Origin of the sequence: Ruegeria sp. HKCCA4008, from assembly GCF_013033125.1 — a bacterium.
In the GTDB taxonomy this organism is placed as follows: domain Bacteria; phylum Pseudomonadota; class Alphaproteobacteria; order Rhodobacterales; family Rhodobacteraceae; genus Ruegeria.
Window position 1 is genome coordinate 126,826 of sequence record NZ_WQDM01000004.1, and the last position, 24,680, is coordinate 151,505.

Genomic DNA, 24,680 nt, shown 5'->3' on the forward strand with positions numbered 1-24,680 from the left:
ACCGCCAAAACTTTGCAACAGAGCCCCCGTCACAGGGCAATTTTTCACATGAGCGATGGGGTCGCGGATATTGCGAAGGAGTGTTTCGGTTATCACGGTTGGGTCTTTCTGCTATGACGGCGCTTTGCGGGTAATGGCCTCGGCCATTTCCGCCAGAGCGATATGGGTGGTGTCCTTGATGCCGTCCACATGGGGGTCGATGATCCCATCGGCAGAATTGATCAGCCCGTTGGCGGTCATGACCTTCAACAGGCGGGCTTCCATCGCTGGGGTGTGGATCAGGCGGGCGTCGCCTGTGCGCATGGCCATGGCCGCGCAAATCGCTGTGCAGCCCCAATTCGAAACCGCAGCGGTCATCAGGATATCGGCGCCAGAGGTCGCGCCGATCCCACCGCCGCATGCGCAATCGCCGGGGGCAGCAAAGGGAACGGCGATTTTCACGATATCGGCGACCAGCCCCATGCCGATCTCGTTGCCGCCATCACCCACAGCCAGCGTCGGGATACCTCGCGCCATGGCAGCATCGAACAGCATGTCGATGCGCGCCCGGCCTAAGCCGTAGTCGCGCCCACGCATGTTGTAATAAATGCCGTTTTCGTTGCGCCCCACGCGTTCGGTCGAGACCATGATATCGGGCTTGAGCTGATTCAGCATCTTGGCCGCCGCAACAGCGCCCTCGGCATCTGTCACCGGATACGGCAGCAAGGTTGCGCAGGCCATTGAGCCATCCGTACTGGCCTTGCGCGTCGTCTCAAGATCCACGATCGCGACGCCACTGGCCTGCAAGGTAGCAGCCATGGGCGGGATCAGCGTTTCCTCAATCACCAATACGCAGGTTGCTTTTCGGGCGAGCCAAAGCGCGCGAATTAGGGCCGCCGCCCCGGATGGGCCATCGTTTTCGCCCAAAGCCGGAGACAGCCACGCCCGCGACACGGATCCTGTGGTGACGATTGCCGTCCCGCTTTCGGGCATGGCAAGCAGCAAATCCGCCGCGGCGCCGCACAACGCTTGGCCCGCAAGGGCGCGCGAGGCGTCATAGAGCGGCTCGATCCCCCGGTTGCCGAGATCGAGGTTCACCAGCCGGTCCAGCCTGTCATCATACTTTGCAAATTCGCTCATGACTCGTCTCCGAACAAAACCGCCGTGAACCACGCGTCATCGTCAAGCCTGTGCGACACTTCTTCTGTGGCCGCGTCCAGCGCCGACACCAAAGCGGCAACCCCACCCACGGCGGTCACAGCTCCGGCGGTCGGTTTCAGGCGCAGTGAAACCCTTCCGCCCGGCGCGCCATGGGTGTTCACGGTCAAAACGCCGTGCTCTTTCAGCAATAGCATACCAACGGCCGCTGTCGCCTCTGCCGGGACAATGTCAGTCTTGTCGCGTCCTGCCAGTGACAGCACCCGCGCTAACACGTCCTCTTCATCCAGCATCGGCCCCAGATCAGACCGCTGCACAACCTCTGCACCCCAGGCCCCGGCCATAGCTTCTGCAATGGACGCGCCGTCGCTTGCCTCCATTCGCAGGTCTTCCGGGTCAAAGGCCTGCAGGCTGCGCATCGCGCCGGCCGCTATGGGCGCGCGTGCCTCCTGGCCCAGTTCCGACGCCTTGGCAAGCGTGGCCAGTACCGGCGCGGACGCCCCACAAAGGATGCCCGCGCGAGGGCCGCACAGGCCCGCCTTATCCGCATTCGTGATGGCTATGTCCGCTCCCATGGAAAGGCTCAGTGCTCCACCATGCAGCACCGGGCGCAGACGCGCGCCATAAGCTTCGTCCATGAACACGGTGGCGCCCGCGGCCCGCCCCTCAGCAATGGCGCGGCTCGTCTCAGCGTCCGGCAATCTCGCCAACGTGCTTGTGACAGTCGTGATCACCACCAATGCGGGCGCGTGCGAGTTTATCGCTGGGCCTGGGTCCGCCGATCCTTCGATTTCCACAAGCTCGACGCCCGCCAGCCGACATCCGCGCACAACCGATGCGTGGCTGCGATCCTCATCGGGCACCACGGAGACCACGGGTCGCCCATCGCATAGCGCCAATATGGCCGCCACAATACCTGCACTTGTGCGGTTGGTGACAGCGACCGTATCCCCGCCCCCAAAATGCGCGATGGCAGCCTGGGTCAGTTCCGCTGAAAACAGGCCCGGCCCCACCCATTCTTCGCAATAGGTCGACAGATCATCCGGTTTCAGCGGAAAGTAACGCGGGTTACCTGTAAAAATCCCAATTCCGTCAGCCCCGCGCGTTTTCAAGACCTCTGCCGCAACCGCTTGCGCATGACGCAGCCGGCGGATTTCGGCTGCGCTGGAGGACAAATATCGCCCCCGCGCATAGCCGACCGAAGCGTCAATCGTGTTCCCGAACCGGTCTGTTTCCATGCCTACAGCGCCACGGTCACGCACTTACGATAGGTATAGGCCTCAAGCGCGCCTTCGATAGAATATTCGCTGCCCATTCCAGATTGCTTAATCCCGCCGTAAGACATGCCGGGGATTTGCCCGCCACCCTGATTGACCTGCACCCAGCCGGCCTCCAGCGCGCGGGTCATGCGGATGACGGTGCTCATGTCGTGGCTGAAAATGAACGCCGCCAGCCCGTAATGCGTGTCGTTGGCCTGCGCGATCATATCGGCCTCATCCTCCCACGGGATTGCAACCAGGACAGGGCCAAACACTTCTTCGCGGGCAATCCGCCAAGAATTGTCTAGCCCCGTCAGGATTGTGGGGATCGGATGAAACCCATTGTCTGTTGCCTTTGGCGTTTCGCCTGTCAGGAATGTGGCGCCTTGCTCTTCGGCCTCAGCGACATAGGCACAAATCTCAGAGTAGCGTTCTTCATTCACCACGGCCCCGATGTCGCTGTCTTCATCCAGCGCATCGCCGATTTTCATCGCAGCGGCCTTTTCTGCGACCAAGGGCATCAGGTCATCCCAGACAGATTTATGCACAAACAGGCGAGATCCGGCTGTGCAGCTTTGCCCCTGACGTGCAAATCGCATGGCATTGACCACACCTTGCGCCGTGGCGTCGATACGCTCTGGTGCGCAAGCGTCGGGAAAGATGATGCAGGGGCTTTTGCCCCCCAGTTCAAGCGTTACATTGGCCACCCGATCCGCCACGGAATGAGCCACCAGTTTGCCCACTTCGGACGATCCAGTGAACGACACTTTCGCGATACCGGGATGATTGACCAGCGCCGCGCCGGCCTCTTCCCCAAGCCCGGTGACCACGTTGAAGACACCTGGTGGAAAGATGTCGGCAGCCAGCTCAACCAGCCTCAGAACGGCGAGTGGCGCATCTTCGGCAGGCTTCAGGACGATGCAGTTGCCCGTGGCCAGCGCCATGGAAATCTTCACCGCGCCGAGTTGCAAGGGCGAGTTCCAGGGGATGATCGAGCCAACAACGCCCAATGGCTCGCGCGTGGAATACGACATCAGCCCGGGGCCAAAGGGCAGCGTTTCGCCCTTTTGCTCACCCGCAACACCGCCATAATACTTGAGCACACCAGCCGCGCCCATCGCTTCGCCCCGAGATTGTGTGCGGACCGCATTGCCACTTTCGGCGGCCAGAACGCGGGCGACCTCTTCGGCATGTGTGGTCAGGCGGTTGCCCAGCTCGGTCAGCATTGCGCCACGTTCTGCTGCGGGTCGCGCGGCCCAGTCCCGGCGCGCCCGTTCAGCGGCGGCAACGGCAAGGCTTATTTCTACTTTGGTCCCCCGGCCAATCTCGCAGATCGTTTCGCGCCGCGAGGGGTTTTCAACTGCCAGCATCTCTCCGCTTGCGGGCCAATGCCATTGCCCGTCTATGAAGGACCCGGCCAACCCGTCTGTGGGCAAGGTGTAATCCAGAATTGCCATATGTTATTCCTTCTGGTGCTCGGGCAACGCCCGAAGCGTGGTGTAAAAGGCCGAAAAGTCGCGGTCGCCGCGCGTTTCGGCAAATTTTGTAAAGGCTTTGGCCGCCTCGGCCCCGAAAGGCGTGGGCTGGCCGCTCGACTCTGCCGCCGCCTGAGCAAGTTGCAAATCCTTTGCCATCAGGCGCACGGCAAAGCCGGGGTCAAAGTTGTTGGACGATGGGGCGTCGGGAACCACACCGGGTATCGGGCAGCGATTTTCAAGCGTCCAGCTTTGCGCCGCGGCCCCCGCGCACAACGCATAGAATTTGTCGAGATCGAGGTCCAAGGCGTCGGCAAGCGCAAATCCTTCCATCACCGCCATCGCGGTAATACCACAGATCATGTTGTGACTGGCCTTCGCGGCCTGCCCCGTTCCGGGTCCACCGAAATGGGTAATTTTGGAGCCCATTGCCAGTAGGATTGGTTGCGCCCGTTCGACGTTCGCCGCGTCTCCGCCGACCATGAAGCTAAGTGTTCCGGCCTCGGCCCCAGCAGGGCCGCCGGAAACGGGCGCGTCTAGCATTGCTAACCCATGAGACATCGCCTCAAGGGCGAGCGCATGCGCCGTGTTCACATCAATGGTCGAACAATCGATCACCAGCGCGCCGGGTTTGGCAGCCGCTCGGATCAGTGTCTCATGAACGCGCGCGACGTGATCGGCTTCTGGCAGCATGGTGATAATGACCTCTGCCGCTGCGATGGTATCCGGCGACGGCGCGATCGCGCCGACAAACGCTTCACGCATTTCGGGGCTGATATCCATGCCCGTTACGTCATGGCCTGCGTCCCGCAGAACTTGCGCCATCGGACGGCCCATCGTGCCCAAGCCAATAAACGCAATCCTCGCCATGTTCACCCCGCCGAAGTCGTAGAACGTCAAATGCTGGTCTGTAGTATTGCGCAGGAAAAGCCGACGTTTGCATGAAAGATTCTGGTCTGAGTGCGCGAATTTTCGAATTGCCATTGCGTGAGTTTGCGCAATCCTTGCGTAGATTATTCTTCCAAGGACCGCCCGATGGCCCGCAGAACCCGCTCAAAAACCGACCGTCGCGCGCGCCGCATCACTCCGCCTCCACAGGGTGGGCGGTTTGCGCCACTGGATGCTGCTGCGGTAGATCGGATCGTGCAGGCCGCGTTTGATATCCTTGCGCAGACCGGGATCGCAGAATGCCCCGACGCCATCGCAGAACAATTCGTCAATGCCGGGGCAACCAGACGTTCGGATGGGCGGGTCTGTTTTTCGCAATCGATGGTGGAAACCGCCATTGCGCGGGCGGCGAGGCGCGTAAATCTACCAGGGTTTGTGGAGGATATGGGCCTGACCGTTGGCGGCGGCCATGTGCATATCGGAACAGGCGGAGCGGCGACAGAGGTTCTGGACAGCGCCACCGGCGAGTTTCGCGGTGCCCAGCTGTACGATCTCTACGATCTTATGCAGTTGGTGGGACGATTGCCGAACATCCACTACGGTTTGCGCCCGGTGATTGCACGGGACATGGACCAGCCCTTGCTGCTGGACCTCAACACCGGGTTTGCCTGTCTCAGGGCCTGCCCCAAACCCATCGGGATCAGCTTTGACAGCGCCGCGCATCTGGATCCGGCTATCGCCATGTTTGATATGTCCCTGGGCCACGAGGGCGCCTTTCGGGCGCAACCCTTCTGTTTCGGCGTGATCGTGCATGCGGTCTCGCCGCTGCGCTTTGCGCCCGAAGGGTTAGAGATTATGCAACGGGCCATGGCCCACAGAATGCCGCTGCAGATCTGCACCGCGGCACAGGCGGGGGCAACCAGCCCTGTCACTTTGGCGGGCGCGCTGGCGCAGGGTCTTGCGGAAACGCTGGCTGGGTTGATGGTCGTCGACGCCCTCGAGCCGGGGTATCCCTGCATCTTTGCGTTCATGCCATTCATTTCCGATTTGCGCACCGGTGCAATGACAGGTGGATCAGGCGAAGCTGCCGTCGCCGCCGCTGCCGCCACGCAACTGCTTTTGCATCTAGGCTTGCCGTCAACCGCTTCTGCGGGAATGACCGATGCCAAAACCCCCGATGCGCAGGCGGGGTATGAAAAAGGGTACACGGTGGCTCTTGCAGCGCAAGCCGGGGCAGACATGATCAACCTGTCTGTTGGCATGCTCGGGTCCATCATGGCCGCCTCGCGCGAGGCATTGGTGATCGACGATGACATGTGTGGCGCGATCCTACGGTCGGTTCGCGGGGTCGAGTTGACCGAAACCGCGATCGACCTCAGCCGAATCGAAGCCGTGGCGACCGGCGACGGCCACTACCTGGGCGAGGCGCAGACACTGGAACTCATGAAATCCGAATACACTTATCCGAGCCTCGGCAACCGGCAGAGCATTTCGGATTGGAAAGATGCCGGGTCGCGCACGATCTGGGATGTCGCTGTTGATCGCAGCGCCGAGATGTTGCGCGAGCCACCAACCCATTTGCCCAAGGACCGGGAGGCCGCGATACGCGCCGCTTTCGATATCCGATTGCCCGAAGGAAAATAGCCCCATGAAAGACACTGCCCGCGTTGTTGTGATTGGCGGGGGGGCCGTTGGCACCTCAATCCTGTATCATCTCGCTTTGGCCGGCGTAACTGATACGCTTCTACTTGAGCGCAACGAACTGACCTCCGGCTCGACCTGGCACGCAGCGGGCAACATCCCGACCTACGCGACTTCATGGCTGGGAATGCGGGCAGGAAACTACGGCTGGTCAACCTATAAAGATCTGGCCGAAAAGGTGGACAGCGCGATCACCTATCGTCATACCTCGGCGTTCTGGCCTGCCCATACGCCGGAACGAATGGACTTGTTCCGCCATCTTTGCGGAATTTCGGAAAGCGCAGGCTTCGATCTGCAGATGCTGAGCCCGTCCGAGATGGACAAGATGCACCCGTTCTGGCACCCGGACGAATCCGTTCTGGGCGGTATTCTGGACCCTTACGAAGGTGACATTGACCCCAGCCAGCTAACGCAAGCGCTGGCCAAGGGCGCGCGGGATCTGGGCGCGCACGTGGAACGGTTTGCGCCCGTGAAAGCCATTGACCGCACGGCATCAGGGGAATGGCTGGTCACTTGTGCGAAAGGCACAGTGAAGGCAGAGATGGTCATCAACGCAGGTGGCTTTTACGGCCGCAAAATCTCCGAGATGGCAGGATTGCCTGCCCCGGTGGTCACGCTCGAGCACCAGTATCTTGTGACCGAACCGCTCAAAGCGTTGGAGGATCATGCCGATCTTTTCCCACTGGTGCGTGACCCCGATATCCGCTTCTATCTGCGCCGCGAACGCAACGCTTTCCTTGTTGGTTCCTACGCCCATGATGGTCGCCCCGCGTGGGAGGAGGACGGCCCGCCGGATGACTTTGCGCATCAGCTTTTCCCTGACAGTGTTGAGGATATTCTGGATGTGCTGGAGGCGACGATGGTCCATGTGCCGCTACTTGGCGAAGCGGGCGCGCAGCGGTTTGTCAACGGCCCCATCGCCTATGCCCCAGATGCCCTGCCGCTGGTCGGTCCGGCGGCGGGTGCGCCGAATTTCTATCAAGCGACTGGCGTGCAGGTTGGCATCACCCATTCGGCCGCTATCGGCAAAGCGATGGCCGAATGGATCACCGAAGGCGAAACAGAATGGGACCTCAGTGCGTGGGATCCGCGCCGCTTTGGCGATTGGACCACGCAGGACTATGCCCATTCCCGTGCCTCACAACACTATGATCTACAATATGCCATTCCATTTCCGCATCGGAACATGCAGCGTGGCCGCCCGGTGCTTTGTACCCCGCTTTATGAACGCCTGAAGGATCAGGGCGCCGTCATGGGCCAGATCGCCGGGTGGGAGCGCGCCTTCTGGTTCGAAACCGATGCGATCAAGGACAATGGCGATGCCGACCTGTCCTTCCACCACGAACCCTGGCAGGACGCTGTCGCGCAAGAATGCAAAACCGTGGCAAGAAGCGTCGGCGTCATGGATCACGGCGGTTTCACCAAATACGATCTGCGCGGCCCCGGCGCTGAGGCGTTCCTATCCAGCGTCCTGTGCGGCGGTGTTCCGAAACCGGGACGCGTCCGGCTCAGCTATATGCTGACCCCCAAGGGGCACATCTGGTCAGAAGCCACCGTTGCGCGACTGGCAAGTGACAGGTTCCTTCTATGTGGCCCGACCCTGGCCGATCTGCGAGACTTCGACTGGCTGAACGCCCACCTACCAGCAGAGGGCGTCACACTAAGCCGCGGCTACAAACACGATGCCGCTTTGATGGTCATGGGCCCCAAATCGCGAGAGGTGCTTGCCCCGCTGACCGATGCAGACCTCTCTGCCGCTGCTGCCCCGTGGCTATCAGTGGCCGAGATCACGCTGGCCGGCTTTCCTGTCACCGCGATGCGCGTATCATACGTCGGTGAGCTGGGTTGGGAGTTGCATCTGGCCTCCGAGCACCTTGTGGCGGTCTACGACACGATCATGACGCGCGTGAACGAGGTTGGCGGCTGCCAGTTCGGCTCCTACGCGCTGAATGCGATGCGGATCGAAAAAGGTTATCACGGATGGGGTTCGGATTTCGGAACGGAATATACGCTTTACGATGCGGGTCTGGACCGGTTTGCCAATATGAATAAGGGGGAGTTCATCGGACGCGACGCGGTCGAGCGGCAGTCTGACGAGGAGGCCAATTGGGAATGGATCGGGCTGGAAATCAGTGACGACAGCCCCGAACCGCTTGCCTCTGATCCGATCCTGAAGGATGGCGAATGGATCGGCTACGTGACCTCAGCCAGCCAAGGCTATCGCACCGGAACACATTGTGTTCTGGCATACATCAAGCGCGGATCACTGGGTATGGGGGCCGATTGCACGGTGCGTGTGCTTGGCCAACCCCGCAACGCTAGGCGGCACAATCCCCATGTCTATGACCCGGACAATCTGAAAATGAAGGCCTGAACGACTAAAGGCGTCTGTATGAATAGGCACCTTTTTCTTTTGTCTGAAACTCAATTGGGCCGATGCGATGAAATCGCTGATTTCCTACCGTGATGGCCGCATTCTGGATGAGCCTCAGGCGCGCCCTTTCACCTCGGCCCAGACATTGTCCAAGGCGGCTTTCAGGATCGCAGTTGCCTCGTCGATCTCATCTTCGTTGATAATAAGCGGCGGCATAAAACTAATCCGATCGGGCGGCACCGACCGCAAGTACAGCCCCGCGTGTGGGCGCGATCCTGCACCATCGTCCCCACCTTCAGCGCCGGATCCCACAGCGCACGCGTCCCTTTGCCCTGCACCAGTTGAATACCGCAAAACAGACCGATCCCGCGCACATGACCGATCAGATCTATGTCGCCATAGATTTTCAGCGCCTCCAACGCGACGGCGGCACCGACAGGGTGACCAGCATAGGTGAACCCGTGGCCCAGCACGCCGGATGCGTCTGAGGTCAGCATCAGATCGTCAAAGAAATCCTGCCGGAGCATGATCGCCGATATCGGGAAAAACGCAACGGTCAGCGCCTTGGTGGTTCTATCGGGGGTCAGATCGAAGGCCTCTACGCCCCAGTAATGCCCGGTGCGACCAAAGCCGCAAACGGTCTCGTCCACATGGAAATGAATGTCGTACTTCCGGATAACGGTCTGCATCGCCTGCCAATTTCCCTTTGGTGGGCGGATCACGCCGCCGGATTGCATCGGCTCAGCAAAGAAACGCGGCGATTGTGTCTGGTCCCGCCTCCAGCACGGTGGCTTCGAACTCGGCCGCCATTCGGGCAGAGAATTCCTCCTCGGTTTCACCGGCCTCGGCATTTAAATAGTAGTTCGACGTCGACAGCTTGAGAAAACCATGCATCGGCAGACCAAAGCCCGCATGAATGTGAGGCTGGCCGGACAGAGCACCGCTGCTTTCGACGTTAGTGCGCGCGCCAAATCCGCGGCTCTTGGATGGAACCTCCCGTAAAATGTCGGCGCGAAAGGCAGTTCCTGCATCTGATCCATGGCCGCCCGCGCCAGCCGGTCGTCATGATTACCCAATGACACGCATCCCAACCCGGAAAAGCCGTCTATGACGCTTTGCCCATCATCCGTTTCAATCCGGACCCCTTGGCCGCGCGTCGCCATCGCGGTTGGGGCCATCTCGCTGATGCAGGCGGGCATTCGTCTGTCCATGCACATGGAACTGACGGTCCCAAGCGCGGGGTGAATCAACATCTGCGAGCTTGTCCATATGGATCTCTATCATCTGTGCCGAGCGTATTCTTGGCGAAAAATTATTGAGCAACACTCGCGTTAATCGTAGGTTTTCATGAACAACTTTCATGCAGAGATCAGTATGGAAAATCCCCGACTAGACATCCGCCACCTGCAGATGATCCGCGCCATTGGGAAAACCGGTCGCGTCGTTGACGCGGCCGATGAGTTGGGCCTGACACCGTCAGCGCTGTCCCACAGAATCCGCGAAGCAGAACGCAGGCTGGGTGTGCCCCTGTTTGAACGCATGCACAAACGTTTGCGAATGACGGCTGCCGCCGAGTATCTTGCCCGATTCAGCGACAAGTTTCTGAGCGAGATGTATGTGATCGAAGATGAAGTGCGTCGGATGAATGCGGGCATTGATCACGTCGTGCGCATCGCGGTGGAAAACTACAGCGCCTATCACTGGTTCCCCGCGTTTCTGCAAATGTTTCGCGCTAAACACCCAGCGATCGATATTCAGATAATGGCTGGTTACCGTCGTGACATGGTCACATCGCTTCTGGACCGTCAGATTGACTTGGCCATCGTCGCCGGAGAGTCGAGCCATGCAGCGACGCGGTCGTTGCATCTTTTTCAGGATCCTCTTGTATTCGTGTGCGCGCCAGAACACCCGCTGGCCGGGGCTGCATCGGTATCTGCACGTGATATCGAAGGGCAACGGTTTATCACATTCACCAAGATCCCCGAGCCTGATCAAGAATTTGCAAGACTGTTTCGTGCAGAACGTCGCTATCCCAACTGGACTGCAGCCGTTGAGTTGCCCGAAGCCATTGTCGAATTGGTTGCTGCCAACCAAGGTACAAGCATTCTGGCTCAATGGGCCGTCTCACCACATGTGGCGTCCAAGCGTATCCTGGCAATACCGCTTGGCCCCGATCCGGTGCTCATGAATTGGAGTTGCAAGTTCCGCACAGACGAGCCTGAGGATGGGCCGGTGCTCCGCGTCGCGCATGCACTTAAGGACTGGCAAATCGCTGGAAGGGCGTCTCGCCCCGCTACTGTGTCTTCGACAAGGATCAGCGCGTCACCCATGCCGCAACCACCGAGAACAAGCGCCTCTGTTCCGTCCCGGAGTTCATCGAAGAAGAACAGGACAAAGCGGCACTGAAGAAACGATGTGCCAGCAAACAACGTTCAAGATACAAGCCAAACGGCCGTCGCAATGACGGTTGACTCTCATTGGCTGATCGTAAGCGCATCAACGACCGCAAAGCCAGCTGGGGCTACGATTTATGAAGCCTCTGCGTTGTCAGGATTTGCTACCGTCGCGCACTATGGTGATATTTGTACTTTGCAGAACCAACGACATTTCTACTTGATTGCAACCAGTGCCGAGACATTGAAAACCTGAAATACTGCTACCACTGGTTGGAGGAAACCACTTGCGCTGCATTGATTAAGATTTACGCCAGTGCCGTGTCATGAAGATTTCTTTGTTCCATGTAACAATCAGTTCAGCATCCACCGTCGTATGCCCGAGCGATGAACACGCAGTCAAAGCAACTGAAACCTCTGCGGTTCCGTCAGGTCGCTCAAAAATCATTTTGTGATCAACGTTTGTCTCCTGCTCGACGACATCCGAGGTCTTCAATCTATGCACCATGCCTGTTTCGTAGCTAAAAACAGTACCCATCTGAGGGAATGCAGTCTTCACCAGTGGTTGGCGCCAGCCCATCTCGATACAGTTGTCACGGGTTTTATTCCAGCGTGTCAGCCTGTCAGCAGCAGAAGTGAAATGCGATTTCTCTTCTGGCAAGTCTTCTGCAGGCGGAAGAGGTTCGCTTAAGTTGGAAGGCTTATTGGCCATCAAAGGAAGAACAAGTTCTCCATCATCCAGACTCAGGTCACCTTTCGGTGCCGCCGCATGAATGAGCGGCCAGTAAGACGAAGAGAACGCAAGACGGATGCGATGTCCTTTGCGGATGCGGTAGGCGGTTGAATGAAAACGGATGTCTGCGTTAAATGCATCGGATTTTGGAGAGGGCGAAATGTGATCCAGGTTCTCATCTAGCGACAGATCCCTGACGCCATAGGTTATACGTGCCGACACGCCGTCAGAATTTACATCACTGAGTCTTGCGATAATCTGATTTGGTTGGTCTTTCGTTTCTCCATGTAATCTCAAAACGACCGACCCATAGATTATCAGATCCTCTGTAAGAGGCGCTGTTTCGAAAACCAAAGAACGGGAATCATCAAAGTTTTGATCAAGGGGTAGACCGCCGACTCGGCCAAAATACCCTGTATCCCCTGCGCTTTGCCCCACCGTCGGATCTGCTGGAACGATCCACCGCTCGTGGTTGGTATTGGGTTTTAGTGAAGACAGGGAAAGTTCCTGAACTTTTGTTTCTTGAATCGTTGGGCCACTTTCTATCCATTTTCCTGTGGCCATAGATAAAAAATCCTTCGGATCAACGTATTCGCGTAACCAAACCCGAAGCCGCGGCCAGTTTGGCGTTTGCGACGTGTCTGACTTCAGCCAGTGATCCCACCAATCCAGAGCCAGTTTCTGAAACCCGACGGCGGGTCCGGGCGACCCTTGATCTGGATAGTGGTGACCCCAAGGACCAACCACCCCCCAAACCTGGGTCGGTCGCGCATCAACCAGAGACATTACCGAATTGGAATAGCGATCGCTCCACCCTCCGATAGCCAGAACCGGGACAGAAAGTGCATCTGCTTGATGAATGACAGAACCGTGTCGCCAGTATTGCCCCCTACCATCCTCGCGCAGCCAGTTTTCCAATGGAAACGTAAGGTTCTCAATTCTCTCTTTCCACAGCGCTTTCCAATCTGTCCCGACATTTGCCGTTGGAGGCGAGGCCAGAATAGCCGGAAGCGTCGCACCCCATTCGAACGTATCCGACAAAACGCAACCGCCCATATAGTGGATGTCATCCTCAAAACGGTCATGGGTTGCGCAAACAGCGATCGCCGCCTTCAGCGCATCGGGCGCATTCACACTGGCCTGCAACGATGCCGTACCGCCCCAGGACGTGCCGAACATTCCCACACGGCCATTGCACCAAGGTTGCGCAGCCAGCCACTTGATCACTTGTCGCGCATCGTCCAATTCAGCCTGCGCATACATATCCGGCATGTGCCCTTCGCTGTCGCCCGAGCCCCGCATGTCAACCCGAATGCAGGCGTAGCCGTGGGCTGCAAAGTAGGGGTGGTTCCTTTCATCGCGCGCGCGCACCATGTCGGTTTTGCGGTACGGGATGTATTCCAAAATGGCAGGAACAGGCATCTGTGTTACCGGGCGCCACAGACGGCCTGCCAAACGTACGCCATCAGGCATTTCGATCCATAGATGGTCTGTCTCTGACACTTTGAAGGGATGATCGGTTTGATCGGTCATTTTGATCCGCCGCGTGGAATCCATGTCTGCCTCACTTCTGCAAATCCAGATCGAACATGCAATAGTTTCGTGCTATTCGTCCAAAAATAGAATTTGACTTTAAAATTCTAGTCTGCTTTCAATTTGGGTAGAGTTCATCCACTCTACTCATTTTTCGGAGACCCGCATGTCATCTGACAAAGTTGTCGCCTTGCCATCCGCTATTTCTTCGCTGGGCAGCGAGGTTCGGCAGTTACGCAAAGCCCGTCAGCTTACGCTGAAGCAACTGAGCGAAGAAGCGGGCATCTCGCTCAGTCACGTGTCGGCGATTGAGCGCGGGGTATCCAAGCCTTCTGTTGACGTATTGCAAACTATCGCCAGCGCGCTCAGCGTCACGCCAGATTGGTTCTTTGCCCGCCGTGCTGGGGCGGGTCCAATGGAACAGGCTTTTGTTGTGCGCGCCCAGAACCGTCGAGCCCTGAATACCCTGTACGGTCAGGACGTGGCAGAGCTGGGCTATACCGATCATCTGCTGTCCAGCTCGATCGGAGGACAATTCTATATGGGCATGGCGGTCTACGCACCACATTCAGAACGCCCGGACGACCCTTTACAAAAACACGAAGGCGAAGAGCACGGGCTGGTTTTGGAAGGCGAGCTGGAGATGCAGATCGGGGATGAGTTCATCACCCTGCGCGCCGGGGACAGCTACAGCTTTGACGCACGCATCCCGCACCATGCCCGCAACCGCACCGATCAGGTCTGTCGGTTGATCTGGGCCGTCTCACCTGTCGTCATTCCCAAGGATGTCGTCGCAACGCAGCCTTCTAACCGGGAAACGTCCTCATGAGCAGCGACGCCCTGTTGCAACCCTATCAACTGAAGCACCTGACCCTGAAAAATAGGATCATGACCACCAGTCATGAGCCCGCCTATCCCGAAGACGGAATGCCCAAGGAACGCTATCGCGCCTATCACGAAATGCGAGCGAAAGCCGGCGTTGCGATGACGATGACCGCTGGCTCTGCCACCGTCAGCCGTGACAGCCCCCCGGTGTTCAACAATATCCTCGCCTACAAAGATGAGGTCGTGCGCTGGATGGGTGAATTGACGGATGCCTGCCACGCCCATGGCTGCGCTGTGATGATCCAGTTGACCCATCTGGGACGACGCACCGGCTGGAACAAGGGCGATTGGCTGCCGTCGGTGTCACCTTCGCATTACCGCGAACCCGCGCATCGGGCCTTTCCGAAGAAAATGGAAGACTTCGATATCGAGCGGATCGTGACCGACTATGCCGATGCGGCCGAACGCATGCAGGCCGCCGGTTTGGACGGGATCGAGTTGCAGGCCTACGGGCATCTGCTGGACCAGTTCTGGTCGCCGCTGACCAACACGATGGACGCACCGTTCGGAGGTGATCTCGACAACCGACTGCGCTTTGGCTTCATGGTACTGGATGCGATCCGCGACCGTGTAGGACCAGAGTTCATTGTCGGCGTTCGCTATACTGCCGATGAGGTTGAAAAGGGCGGCATCACCGAGGAAGAAGGGCTCGAGATCGCGCGCAGGCTGCGCGATAGCGGTCAGGTGGATTTCCTGAATGTCATTCGCGGGCGCATTCACACCGACCCTGCCATGACGGACGTGATCCCTGTGCAGGGCATGAAAAGCGCGCCGCATCTGGATTTCGCCGGGCGGGTGCGGGCCGAAACGGGCATGCCGACCTTCCATGCTTCGCGCATCCCTGACGTGGCGACGGCGCGACATGCGGTGTCCTCGGGGCTTTTGGATATGGTGGGGATGACCCGCGCGCACATGGCCGATCCGATGATCGTGTCTAAAATCCAAGCCGGGCAAGAAGATGACATACGGCCTTGTGTCGGTGCCACCTACTGCCTCGACCGCATCTATCAGGCAGGCGAAGCGCTGTGCATCCACAACCCCGCTACCGGGCGTGAATTGTCGATGCCGCATCTCATTCCTGCCGCTGAAACGTGTCGGAATGCAGTCATCGTGGGCGCAGGCCCCGGGGGGTTGGAGGCCGCGCGGGTCGCCGCAGAACGCGGGCACGATGTCACCGTTCTGGAAGCCGCCCCCGAACCTGGTGGGCAGGTGCGCCTTACAGCACAATCCAAGCGCCGGGCCGAGATGATCGGGATCATCGATTGGCGCATGGCGCAATGTGCTGCGCGGGACGTTCAGTTTCAGTTCAACACGTATGCCGAAGCCAGTGACGTGACCGCGCTGTCACCGGATTTGGTCGTGATTGCGACCGGGGGCCTGCCGAATACAACGATCCTCGACTCGGGCAATGAGCTGGCAGTATCCGCCTGGGATATCCTATCCGGCGACGTGCAGCCGGGCGAAAACGTGCTGATCTATGACGATGCAGGAGATCACCCCGCCCTGATGGCCGCCGAGGTCATCGCCGCCTCCGGCGCACGGGTCGAAATCATGACCCGTGACCGCAGCTTTGCGCCCGAGGTTATGGCAATGAATCTGGTGCCCTATATGCGCTCTTTGCAGAAAACCGGAGCCAAGTTTACCGTCGCACGAACGCTGCAAGCGATCGAAAAATCAGGCAATCAGCTGCAAGCCCATATCGGCACAGACTATTCTGATCTGGTCGAAAAAAAGGAATATGATCAAGTGGTTGTCAATCAAGGCACGCAACCTTTGGACGATCTCTATTTTGATCTTAAACCTCTGTCGCGCAATCGCGGAGCGGTGAATCAGGGTGCGCTTGTCTCCGGCACAGGCGACCTGTTTCCGCAACCCAATCCCAGCGCCAGATTTGACCTGTATCGCATCGGTGACGCCGTATCGGCACGCAACATTCACGCAGCAATCTACGACGCCCTGCGTATAGGCATCCAATGGTAGCAAGCGCAGGGAGGCAGCGCCAATACAGGAATTTTGAATAATTTTTCTTGCGAAGAAGAAAAACCAACGTAGGATTTCCGACATACCCAGCGAGCGTAGGGAGGATTCGTGAGCCAGGGCAAATCGAAAAAACAAACCCGCACCGCCAGCGAAGAGGGTCTTGCAGCCTTCGGTGCCGAGGTGCGCCAGCTGCGCAAAGCGCGCCAGATGACCCTGGCCGAGCTTGCGACCAGCAGCGGTGTTTCGATCAGCCATCTCAGCGCGATCGAGCGCGGAACCGTCAGCGCGTCTCTCAACAAGATCTCGCGCATTGCCGATGCTCTTGGCGTCCCTGAGGAATGGTTTTTCAACCACCGCCCCGGTTCTGGCCCGTTGGAGCGCGCCTATGTCGTGCGCCAGTCCAACCGACGGAACCTGAACATGCTGTATGACGAACCGGCCGAGCAATCGGGTTATGCCGATCAGTTACTGTCCAGCTCCATCGGCGGTGGGTTTTGTATGGGCGTCTCGGACTACCGCCCTTATTCCGAACAGGTCGTAGACCAATATTTCTCGCGCGATGGCGAGATGCACGGGGTCATTCTGGACGGTGAGCTGGAACTGGTGCTCGAGGACGAAACCGTAACCTTGCGCACCGGTGACAGTTTCAGCTTTCCCGGAGACATTCTTCACGTCCTGCGCAACGTATCAAATCAACCTGCGCGCATGATCTGGGTGAACTCACCCGTGATCATTCCAAGATTCTCAGCGCTCGGCGCTGATGAGCAACTGCCACAGTCACACAAGAAAAAGAACGGATAACGCCTGCTGGCACCTGAAGTCGCGGGCACGCCTGCCCGCAAGCAACCAAACCGGACAGATGCCCGGATACGAAGACAAACAGGGAGTAAGCAAATGAGTTCGATTTTCAAAGGGGACGTTTCCCGACGCTCCGTTCTGGCCGGTGCCGGTGCATTGGGCGCAGCCAGCCTCGCATTTCCCCATATGGCAGTTAGTGCCGATGGCTCAGTTCTGACCATCCGATCCTATAGCGATTTGCAAGTGCTGGACCCGGCCTTCTGGCTGGCTCTGCCCGAGGCCGACATCATGCGGTCGATCTATGCCCCGCTGGTCTCAAACCAACAGGGCGATGAGTGGAACTGGAGGCCTGTTGCTGTTGAAAGCATCGAACAGCTGGACGACCTGACCATCGCCTTTAAACTGCGCGACAATATCGGGTTCACGGACGGCTTTGGCCAGATGACCGCCGATGACGTTAAGTTCTCGATTGAGCGTATCGCCGATCCGGCCAATGAAAGCCCCTATGCAGGCGATTGGAGCGCTTTGAAAGAGGTTGAGATCAAGGACAACCTCTCGGGCCTGATCCACCTGAAAAACAAGTTCGTGCCGCTTTGGACAACCACGTTGCCCACACCCGCATCTTGCATCGTATCCCGTAAAGCGGTCGAGGAAATCGGCGGCAAGATCGGGTCAGAGCCTGTGGCGCAATCTGGCCAGTACATTCTGACTGAATGGGTTCCCAAGCAGAAAACCGTTCTAAAGCGCAACCCGGATTGGGCTTATGAATCTGGCGGGTATGAGGAAATCCACATCCTACCCATTGAGGACCCCTCGACAGCCGAGCTGGGTTTTGAAGCTGGTGATCTGGACTACACCTGGACTTCGGTATCCTCTCTGCCGCGGCTTAAGGAAAACCCGCCGGCGGGATCGGTTGTCGAGGAAAAACCCTCGCTGGCCTATGTCTGGCTGGGCATGAACCAGGACAACGAAGCACTGCAAGACGTTCGCATCCGCCGTGCCATTCAACACGCGATTGACCGGCAGACTGTGGTTGACGCGGCCTATTTCGGCGCAGCGGCCGTGGGCAACGGTATCATCGCCCCTGGCCTGCCGGGCAGCCGGGATAGCGTGACATACGACTACGACCCCGATAAAGCGCGCGAACTGCTGGCCGAAGCGGGTGCGGAAGGCATGACCGTCACGCTCGACATCCTGAACCAGTCCGAACGCCTGACGGCGGCTCAGGTCATACAGGCCAATCTGGCCGATGTGGGGATCACCTGCGAGATCAAGCAAAACGACAGTGGGACGTTCTGGACGCTTGGTTCCAAGGACGGCGACTATTTCATGGATCTTCAGTTGGTGCTCAGCCGGTTTTCGATGAACCCTGACCCAAGCTGGGCGACGGTCTGGTTCACGCCGGAACAGGTTGGCGTCTGGAACTGGGAACGGTTCAACAACGCGGAATACAAGGCGCTGCACGAAGAAGGTCTGGTCGAAAGCGATCCGGCCAAGCGCGATGAGATCTACAAGAAGATGCAAGGTCTCATGGATGAAAGTGGCTGCTATGTCTTCCTGACGCACGAAGTGGTCGGCCTGATCCACAAGGATACGGTCAATCCGGGCCTGAAGCCGAATGGCGAGCCGCTGCTGCCGCTGTTCAAACCCGCCTGATCCACGCAAACGGGCGGCGTATGGCCGCCGCCCGCACGGCCTTTTGGGGGGCGCGTATGCTGAGCTATTTTTTCAAACGGCTTGGGCTGGCTGCCGCGATCGTTTCGGTCGCCATGTTCCTGCTGTTTTGCATGATTTACCTGATCCCCGGCGACCCGGCCTCGGTTGCGCTGGGGCCTCGGGCAACCGAGGAAATGCGCGCCGCCCTGCGCGAAAAAATGGGGCTGAACCAGCCGGTTCTGGTTCAGTTCTGGAACTTTTACATCGGAGCCTGGACAGGTGATTTAGGGGATGAGGTTCTATCGGGCCGTCCAGTCACTACGGTCGTGTTCGAACAACTGCCCTATACGCTGGCCTTGATCGTCGGCGGTATCACGTGGTCGGTTGCGCTTGGTATTCCGCTGGGTTGCTGGGCGGCGGTCAGCCGCGGCAGCTGGGCCGACCGGATCGTTGGCATCCTGTCTGTTGCAATGATTGCCGTGCCCTCGTTCGTGATCGCGATCTATGCGCTGCTGATCTTTGCCGTTGAATTGCGCTGGCTGCCCGCCATTGGCGCAGGCGAACCCGGCAATCTCGGCGATCAACTCACGCACCTGGTCCTGCCTTCGCTGGCGGTTGGTCTGGGCTGGGTCGGCTATATCGCCCGCATGGTGCGCGCCTCTATGCTCGAAGTGCTTGAGGCCAGCCATATCCGCACCGCCCGCGCCTTTGGCCTGCCAGATCGAACGATCACCTACCGCTATGCCCTGTCGATTGCGATCCTGCCCACGGTCACGTTGCTGGGCGTGGGCATCGGTCAGATGCTCTCATCGGCAGTCTTTGCCGAGATCGTCTTTGCCCGCCCCGGCGTTGGCAAGCTGGTCTATGACGCCATCCTGACCCGCAACTTCCCCATCGTGACAGGAACCGTTCTGATCACGACTGTCCTGTTCGTTCTGCTCAATCTGTTGGCAGACCTCATCATCGGAGCTTTGGATCCCCGTGTCAGAAGCAGTTTCTAACCCCGCCCCCGGGCGCATGGCCGAGCTGTGGCGCCCGATCCGCAAAATCCTGCGGGAACCGCTGGGCGCGCTGGGACTATTCCTTGTGCTGTTTATCATCTTTGGCGCCGTGTTTGCCGATTTTCTCACCAGCTGGGACCCGACGAAAATCAACCCGCGTGATCGGTTCCAAGGCCCAAGTGCACAGCATCTGATGGGCACCGATCAGCTGGGTCGAGACCTGTTTGCCCGGGTGCTGCATGGCGGACGGATTGCGCTTTTTGTGGCTTTGGTCTCGACCGCTGTGTCGCTGGTGATTGGCATCGTTCTGGGCTTGATCGCGGGCTATGGGCCGCGTTGGCTGGACAATCTGATGATCCTTTTGTTCGATGCAATGAAAAGCTTTCCGACCGTCATGCTGGCCCTTGCGCTGGTCACGCTTATGGGCCCGTCGCTGACCGCCGTTATGGTCGTCGTTGTTCTGGTCACCGTGCCGGGTTACGCGCGGATCATTCGCACTCAGACTATCGCGTTGAAGACGTCAGAATATGTCACGGCGGCGCAAAGCATGGGCGCTTCTTCGGCGCGTATCCTGCGGGTGCACATTCTGCCGAACGTCATCGGTCCGCTGGTTATCCTCGCATCGATGGACATCCCGGTCGTCATCGGCATCGAAGCAGGGATGAGTTTTCTGGGCCTTGGAGTGCGCCCCCCGACCCCAAGCTGGGGCTCGATCCTGAATGACGGTTTCACCAATATCCGCGATACTGCCTGGATCGCGATTGCTGGCGGCGTGCCGATCATCATCACAACGCTGGGCTTTACCTTTTTGGGCGAGACGCTGCGGGACGTATTCGATCCGCGGCTGAAAGGACGCTGATGACCACGCTGCGCATCGAAAATCTGAACGTCAGCTTCTCGACCGAGTCCGGGCCGCTGCACGCGTTGAAAAACGTCAGCTTCGATGTGCCCGAAAACCGGATTGTCGGTATCGTGGGCGAATCTGGCTGCGGGAAATCCACACTGATCAATGCCATTCTTGGATTGCTGGCCGACAATGGCAGCATCGACAGCGGATCGATCCTGTTTGATGGGCAGAATGAGCTGACCACCCTGCCCCCGTCGCGCATGCGGGACCTGCGTGGCCCGCGCATCGCAACCGTGTTTCAGGACCCGATGGGCGCGCTGAACCCTGTGATCTCGGTCGGCAAGCAGATGCTGAACATTCAGTATCGCTCGCCCCTTTCCAAGGACGAAAAGCTAAGCCGCGCGGTCGAGATGCTGGAATTGGTGCGCATCCCCGATGCCCGTGCGGCGCTGGCACGGTATCCGCACCAGTTCTCGGGAGGGATGAAGCAACGCATCGCCATCGCCATGGCCTTGATGATGGAGCCCGCTCTGCTGATCGCGGACGAACCCACAACGGCGCTGGATGCGACGCTTGAGGTTACGACAATCGAACTTCTCAAGGACCTTCAGCAAAAGATCGGCTGTTCAGTCATGTTCATCTCGCACCATCTGGGTGTCATCGCCGAGCTTTGTGACGATGTCGTGGTGATGTACGCCGGGGAAGTGGTCGAGCGCGGTACCGTCCGTCAGATATTCCAGGATCCACGCCACCCCTACACAGCGCGGCTGCTGGAATGCGACCCTGCGCGGCAAAGCGAACGCACGCGGCACTTGCCGACGATACCCGGAGAAATCCCCGATCTGCGCGCACGGCCCGCGGGCTGCATCTTTGCCAACCGCTGTGACCGGGTAAGCGACGCGTGTTCGGCCCCGCCACCTGACAAGGATATCGGGGAAGGCCATGTCGCCCGCTGCTTTGTCGCGGACACACCAGCAGAAACCGGAGTGACAGCATGAGCAGCGATCCGATTCTCAAGGTCGAAGATGTTCAGGTCTCGTTTCCGGTCGGCGGACTGGGACGCCGCAGCGCGATCCTGGGTGTGGCTGGGGTGAGTTTTGAGGTCAACCGCGGCGAGACCTTTGCCCTGGTCGGCGAAAGCGGTTCTGGCAAAACAACGCTTGCGCGGGCCGTGAACGGTTTGCAGGAGATTAGCGCCGGCGCCATCACTTTTGAGGACCAGCGCATCGACGAGTTGGACCGAAAGGCGATGAAGCCCGTTCGCAAACGCATGTCGATGATGTTTCAGGACCCGGTAGGCTCCCTCTCGCCCCGCATGACCGTCGGCGATCTGGTGACTGAACCTTTCCGAATTCACGGTATAGAGGGGCGCAATCTGCGGGAAGAAGCTGACCGCCTGCTGACACTAGTGGGTTTGCCGACCAGCTTCGCGTCGCGTTTCCCGCATCAGCTATCGGGTGGACAGGCCCGACGTGTCGGCGTCGCGCGCGCCATTGCGCTGGATCCGGCGCTGATCATCGCGGATGAACCCACTGCGGGCCTTGATGTGTCGGTGCAGGGCGAAGTGTTGAACCTGCTGAATGATCTGCGCGAACGGCTGGGTCTGGCGATGGTGATCATCACCCATAACCTGCATGTGGTACATCATGTGGCGGACAGAACCGCAGTCATGTATCTGGGCCGCTTTGTCGAGGCCGGAGACACCGAACAGGTGTTCAGTGCGCCTCAACACCCCTATACGGCGGCGCTTCTGTCCGCCAACCCCGAGCCCGACCCGGATAAGACACATGACCGGATCACGCTGCCGGCCGAAGTCCCCTCATTGCTGGCCCGCCCATCGGGATGCGAGTTCCACACCCGCTGCCCATGGGCGCAATCGCGTTGCAGTGTGGATGCGCCGGAGCGGCAGGTTGCAAACGGGCGCGCTGTCGCCTGTCATTTCCCTTTGGAACCCGGCGCCCGCCCGCCGGAACTAGCAGAAAAGGCAGCGTCATGAACGATATCGAGGTCATTGAAACCGTTTGGATTCCAATGCCTGACGGAACCAAGCTTGCTGCCCGGCTCTGGCTGCCCGAAACAGCCAGAACTTCACCGATGCCCTGTATCCTTGAATATATCCCCTACCGGCGTCGGGATCGCACGCGTATGCGCGATGAAAGCATGCACCCGTATTTCGCAGCCGCCGGGTACGCCTCAATCCGCGTCGACATAAGAGGGTATGGCGACAGTGAAGGCGTGTCCGAGGATGAGTATTCCCACCAGGAAATCCAGGACGGCCATGACATTGTCCAATGGATAGCCGATCAGGACTGGTGCGACGGAAATGTCGGCATGTTCGGCAAAAGTTGGGGGGCGTATAACGCGTTCCAAGTTGCGGCGACCCGGCCCCCGGCCCTTAAGGCAATCGCTCCGGTGATGGGCACGGATGACCGATGGCGCGAGGATATTCACTTCTACGGCGGCTGTTTGGCCAATGACAATTTCTGGTGGGGCTCAATCATGCAGCTCTACAACGCTATGCCGCCGGACCCCGAAATTGTCGGAGCTGATCGCTGGCTCGACATGTGGCGCGAACGTTTGGAAGGCGCTGAATTCTGGCCCGCCATGTGGCTGGAGCACCAAACCCACGACGAGATGTGGCGACGTGGTTCGATCTGCGAGAATTACTCGGACCTACAGGTACCGGTCTACTTCTTTGGCGGCTGGATGGATCTGTATCGGGACACGCCCTTCCGCATTGCAGAACACCTCGGCGGACCAGTCAAAATCCTGATGGGACCTTGGGCGCATCTTTACCCACATGAAGGCGTGCCCGGCCCCAAGGCCGATTTTGTTGGCGAGTTAATCCGTTTCTGGGATCATTGGCTGAAAGGGATCGACACGGGGTTAATGGATGAACCCCCATTGCGGTTTTTCTTGCAGGACAGCGCGGCGCCTTCGGGGACCCATCTGCAACGCACGGGGCGCTGGGTCGAAGAACCGTCTTGGCCGTCGCCCAATATCGCCGAGAAAACGTTCTGGCTGAATGACCAAACTCTGGGCGAAACGGCACAGTCAGGGACTGCGATGTCCATCTGCTCGCCACAGAGCTTCGGTGCCGCTGCGGGCGATATGTGCTCTTTCGCCATTCCCGGCGATATGGCAGCGGATTGCCGGATCGACGCTGGGGGGGCATTACAGTTCAAGGGGTCACCCCTGACCGAACCGCTGGACTTATTGGGTCAGCCCAGCGTTGACCTGACGGTATCGGCGGATCAGACGCAAGCCTATGTCGCCGTGCTGCTGGTGGATGAGGCCCCGGACGGCGCGCAAACGCTGATCGCGCGGGGATTTTGCAATCTCAACCACCGCAACACCGACACCCAACCTACGCTGATCACGCCCGGTGAAGACATGACCGTTACGGTTCCCTTGTACGGAACCGGCTATCATGTTCCCGAAGGCCACCGCATCACATTGCAAATCGCCTCAGCCTATTGGCCTGTTCTGTGGCCTGCACCGCAGCCGGTGACACTCATGATCAAGCCCGGCATGTCCCGGCTGACCCTGCCGATCAGAGTCCAGCCTGACGGCAGCGCCGAGCCGCGTCCGCTGCCGGAACCGGAGCCACCAACCGCGGCCCCGCGAAAAACCCATGTTCGCAATGGCTCAATGGAACGCTCGGTCCACACTGATCTGACGAATGGCGAAGTGACCCACCGGTTCTTTCTGGATGGCGGTGTGTTTGGTCCGGTCGGCGATTTCCGTCTTGACGACATCGGAACGGTGCTCAGCGATGTGTCCGACCGGCGCTACACGATCCACCCCGGCGATCCCTTGTCTGCCGTCGCCACAATGGAGCAAACGGCCGGTTTCGATCGGGACGACTGGTCCGCGAAAATCTGGACCTATTCCGAGCAACGGGCAACGGCAACCGAGTTTCACCTGACCTCACGCCTAAAAGCCTGGTCAGGTGATGAACTCATTTTCGAAGAAGAAAAGACGCACATCATTCCCCGCAACGGAATGTAGCGCATCCTT

At 59.0% G+C, this 24,680-nt stretch carries 20 protein-coding genes; 13 read left to right on the forward strand and 7 right to left on the reverse strand.

The window, feature by feature from the left end; genetic code table 11:
- Positions 1-111: 111 nt before the first annotated feature.
- Genes GOW60_RS11125 through GOW60_RS11140 form a run of 4 tightly spaced genes read right to left on the reverse strand, consistent with a single transcriptional unit; the run spans position 112 to position 4,741 of the window.
- Entirely contained in the window at positions 112-1,119 is a 1,008-nt protein-coding gene (locus GOW60_RS11125) for a glutamate cyclase domain-containing protein (protein WP_171229315.1), read from the reverse strand.
- Entirely contained in the window at positions 1,116-2,375 is a 1,260-nt protein-coding gene (locus tag GOW60_RS11130) for an aminotransferase class I/II-fold pyridoxal phosphate-dependent enzyme (RefSeq protein ID WP_171229316.1), read from the reverse strand. The genes GOW60_RS11125 and GOW60_RS11130 overlap by 4 nt, the downstream gene beginning before the upstream one ends.
- A 2-nt stretch (positions 2,376-2,377) precedes the next feature.
- Positions 2,378-3,853, reverse strand: a complete 1,476-nt coding sequence (locus GOW60_RS11135; RefSeq protein ID WP_171229317.1) for an aldehyde dehydrogenase family protein — start codon at positions 3,851-3,853, stop codon at positions 2,378-2,380.
- A 3-nt stretch (positions 3,854-3,856) separates the two neighbouring features.
- Positions 3,857-4,741: an NAD(P)-dependent oxidoreductase gene (locus GOW60_RS11140; protein WP_171229318.1), complete on the reverse strand. Its 885-nt coding sequence runs from the start codon at positions 4,739-4,741 to the stop codon at positions 3,857-3,859.
- 165 nt (positions 4,742-4,906) lie between these two features.
- On the opposite strand from GOW60_RS11140, the gene GOW60_RS11145 reads away from it, so the two are divergent.
- Together GOW60_RS11145 and GOW60_RS11150 are read left to right on the forward strand one after the other, a co-directional pair.
- Positions 4,907-6,403 (forward strand): trimethylamine methyltransferase family protein, encoded by a 1,497-nt coding sequence (locus GOW60_RS11145; RefSeq protein WP_171229319.1) that lies wholly within the window; start codon positions 4,907-4,909, stop codon positions 6,401-6,403.
- A gap of 4 nt (positions 6,404-6,407) precedes the next feature.
- Complete coding sequence (locus GOW60_RS11150) at positions 6,408-8,834, forward strand: FAD-dependent oxidoreductase (protein ID WP_171229320.1); 2,427 nt, start codon at positions 6,408-6,410, stop codon at positions 8,832-8,834.
- 161 nt (positions 8,835-8,995) lie between these two features.
- On the opposite strand, the gene GOW60_RS11155 is transcribed toward GOW60_RS11150, so the two are convergent.
- On the reverse strand, positions 8,996-9,523 hold the full coding sequence (locus GOW60_RS11155) for an aminotransferase class III-fold pyridoxal phosphate-dependent enzyme (protein WP_254443909.1): 528 nt from the start codon (positions 9,521-9,523) through the stop codon (positions 8,996-8,998).
- Between the two features lie 52 nt (positions 9,524-9,575).
- Positions 9,576-9,728, reverse strand: a complete 153-nt coding sequence (locus tag GOW60_RS11160; RefSeq protein WP_171229322.1) for a hypothetical protein — start codon at positions 9,726-9,728, stop codon at positions 9,576-9,578.
- A gap of 213 nt (positions 9,729-9,941) precedes the next feature.
- On the opposite strand from GOW60_RS11160, the gene GOW60_RS11165 reads away from it, so the two are divergent.
- The gene (locus GOW60_RS11165; protein WP_171229323.1) at positions 9,942-10,079 is read left to right on the forward strand and encodes a hypothetical protein; all 138 of its coding nucleotides are present in this window, start codon (positions 9,942-9,944) and stop codon (positions 10,077-10,079) included.
- Between the two features lie 129 nt (positions 10,080-10,208).
- Positions 10,209-11,240, forward strand: a complete 1,032-nt coding sequence (locus tag GOW60_RS11170; RefSeq protein ID WP_256368248.1) for a LysR family transcriptional regulator — start codon at positions 10,209-10,211, stop codon at positions 11,238-11,240.
- Between the two features lie 288 nt (positions 11,241-11,528).
- Here the strand turns inward: GOW60_RS11170 and GOW60_RS11175 are convergent, their stop codons facing one another.
- Entirely contained in the window at positions 11,529-13,493 is a 1,965-nt protein-coding gene (locus tag GOW60_RS11175; protein ID WP_171229325.1) for a CocE/NonD family hydrolase, read from the reverse strand.
- Between the two features lie 166 nt (positions 13,494-13,659).
- Here GOW60_RS11175 and GOW60_RS11180 point away from each other — a divergent pair, with 166 nt between their 5' ends.
- The 9 genes from GOW60_RS11180 (at position 13,660) to GOW60_RS11220 (ending at position 24,671) form a co-directional block, all read left to right on the forward strand.
- Positions 13,660-14,322 carry a helix-turn-helix domain-containing protein gene (locus GOW60_RS11180; RefSeq protein WP_171118256.1) on the forward strand — a complete coding sequence of 221 codons (663 nt, stop codon included), beginning with the start codon at positions 13,660-13,662 and terminating at the stop codon, positions 14,320-14,322.
- Entirely contained in the window at positions 14,319-16,358 is a 2,040-nt protein-coding gene (locus GOW60_RS11185; RefSeq protein WP_171229326.1) for an NADH:flavin oxidoreductase, read from the forward strand. Before GOW60_RS11180 ends, GOW60_RS11185 begins: the two co-directional genes overlap by 4 nt.
- 108 nt (positions 16,359-16,466) lie before the next feature.
- A complete protein-coding gene (locus GOW60_RS21425) occupies positions 16,467-17,159 on the forward strand; it encodes an XRE family transcriptional regulator (RefSeq protein WP_171170118.1) in 693 nt (230 codons plus the stop codon).
- A 93-nt stretch (positions 17,160-17,252) separates the two neighbouring features.
- Positions 17,253-18,812, forward strand: a complete 1,560-nt coding sequence (locus GOW60_RS11195) for an ABC transporter substrate-binding protein (protein WP_171229327.1) — start codon at positions 17,253-17,255, stop codon at positions 18,810-18,812.
- Between the two features lie 56 nt (positions 18,813-18,868).
- Positions 18,869-19,813: an ABC transporter permease gene (locus GOW60_RS11200; RefSeq protein WP_171229328.1), complete on the forward strand. Its 945-nt coding sequence runs from the start codon at positions 18,869-18,871 to the stop codon at positions 19,811-19,813.
- Positions 19,794-20,672, forward strand: a complete 879-nt coding sequence (locus GOW60_RS11205) for an ABC transporter permease (RefSeq protein ID WP_371813348.1) — start codon at positions 19,794-19,796, stop codon at positions 20,670-20,672. Before GOW60_RS11200 ends, GOW60_RS11205 begins: the two co-directional genes overlap by 20 nt.
- Entirely contained in the window at positions 20,672-21,658 is a 987-nt protein-coding gene (locus GOW60_RS11210) for an ABC transporter ATP-binding protein (protein WP_171229329.1), read from the forward strand. Before GOW60_RS11205 ends, GOW60_RS11210 begins: the two co-directional genes overlap by 1 nt.
- Positions 21,655-22,656 carry an ABC transporter ATP-binding protein gene (locus GOW60_RS11215; protein WP_171205890.1) on the forward strand — a complete coding sequence of 334 codons (1,002 nt, stop codon included), beginning with the start codon at positions 21,655-21,657 and terminating at the stop codon, positions 22,654-22,656. Before GOW60_RS11210 ends, GOW60_RS11215 begins: the two co-directional genes overlap by 4 nt.
- Positions 22,653-24,671, forward strand: a complete 2,019-nt coding sequence (locus GOW60_RS11220; RefSeq protein ID WP_171229330.1) for a CocE/NonD family hydrolase — start codon at positions 22,653-22,655, stop codon at positions 24,669-24,671. The genes GOW60_RS11215 and GOW60_RS11220 overlap by 4 nt, the downstream gene beginning before the upstream one ends.
- Positions 24,672-24,680: the final 9 nt, after the last annotated feature.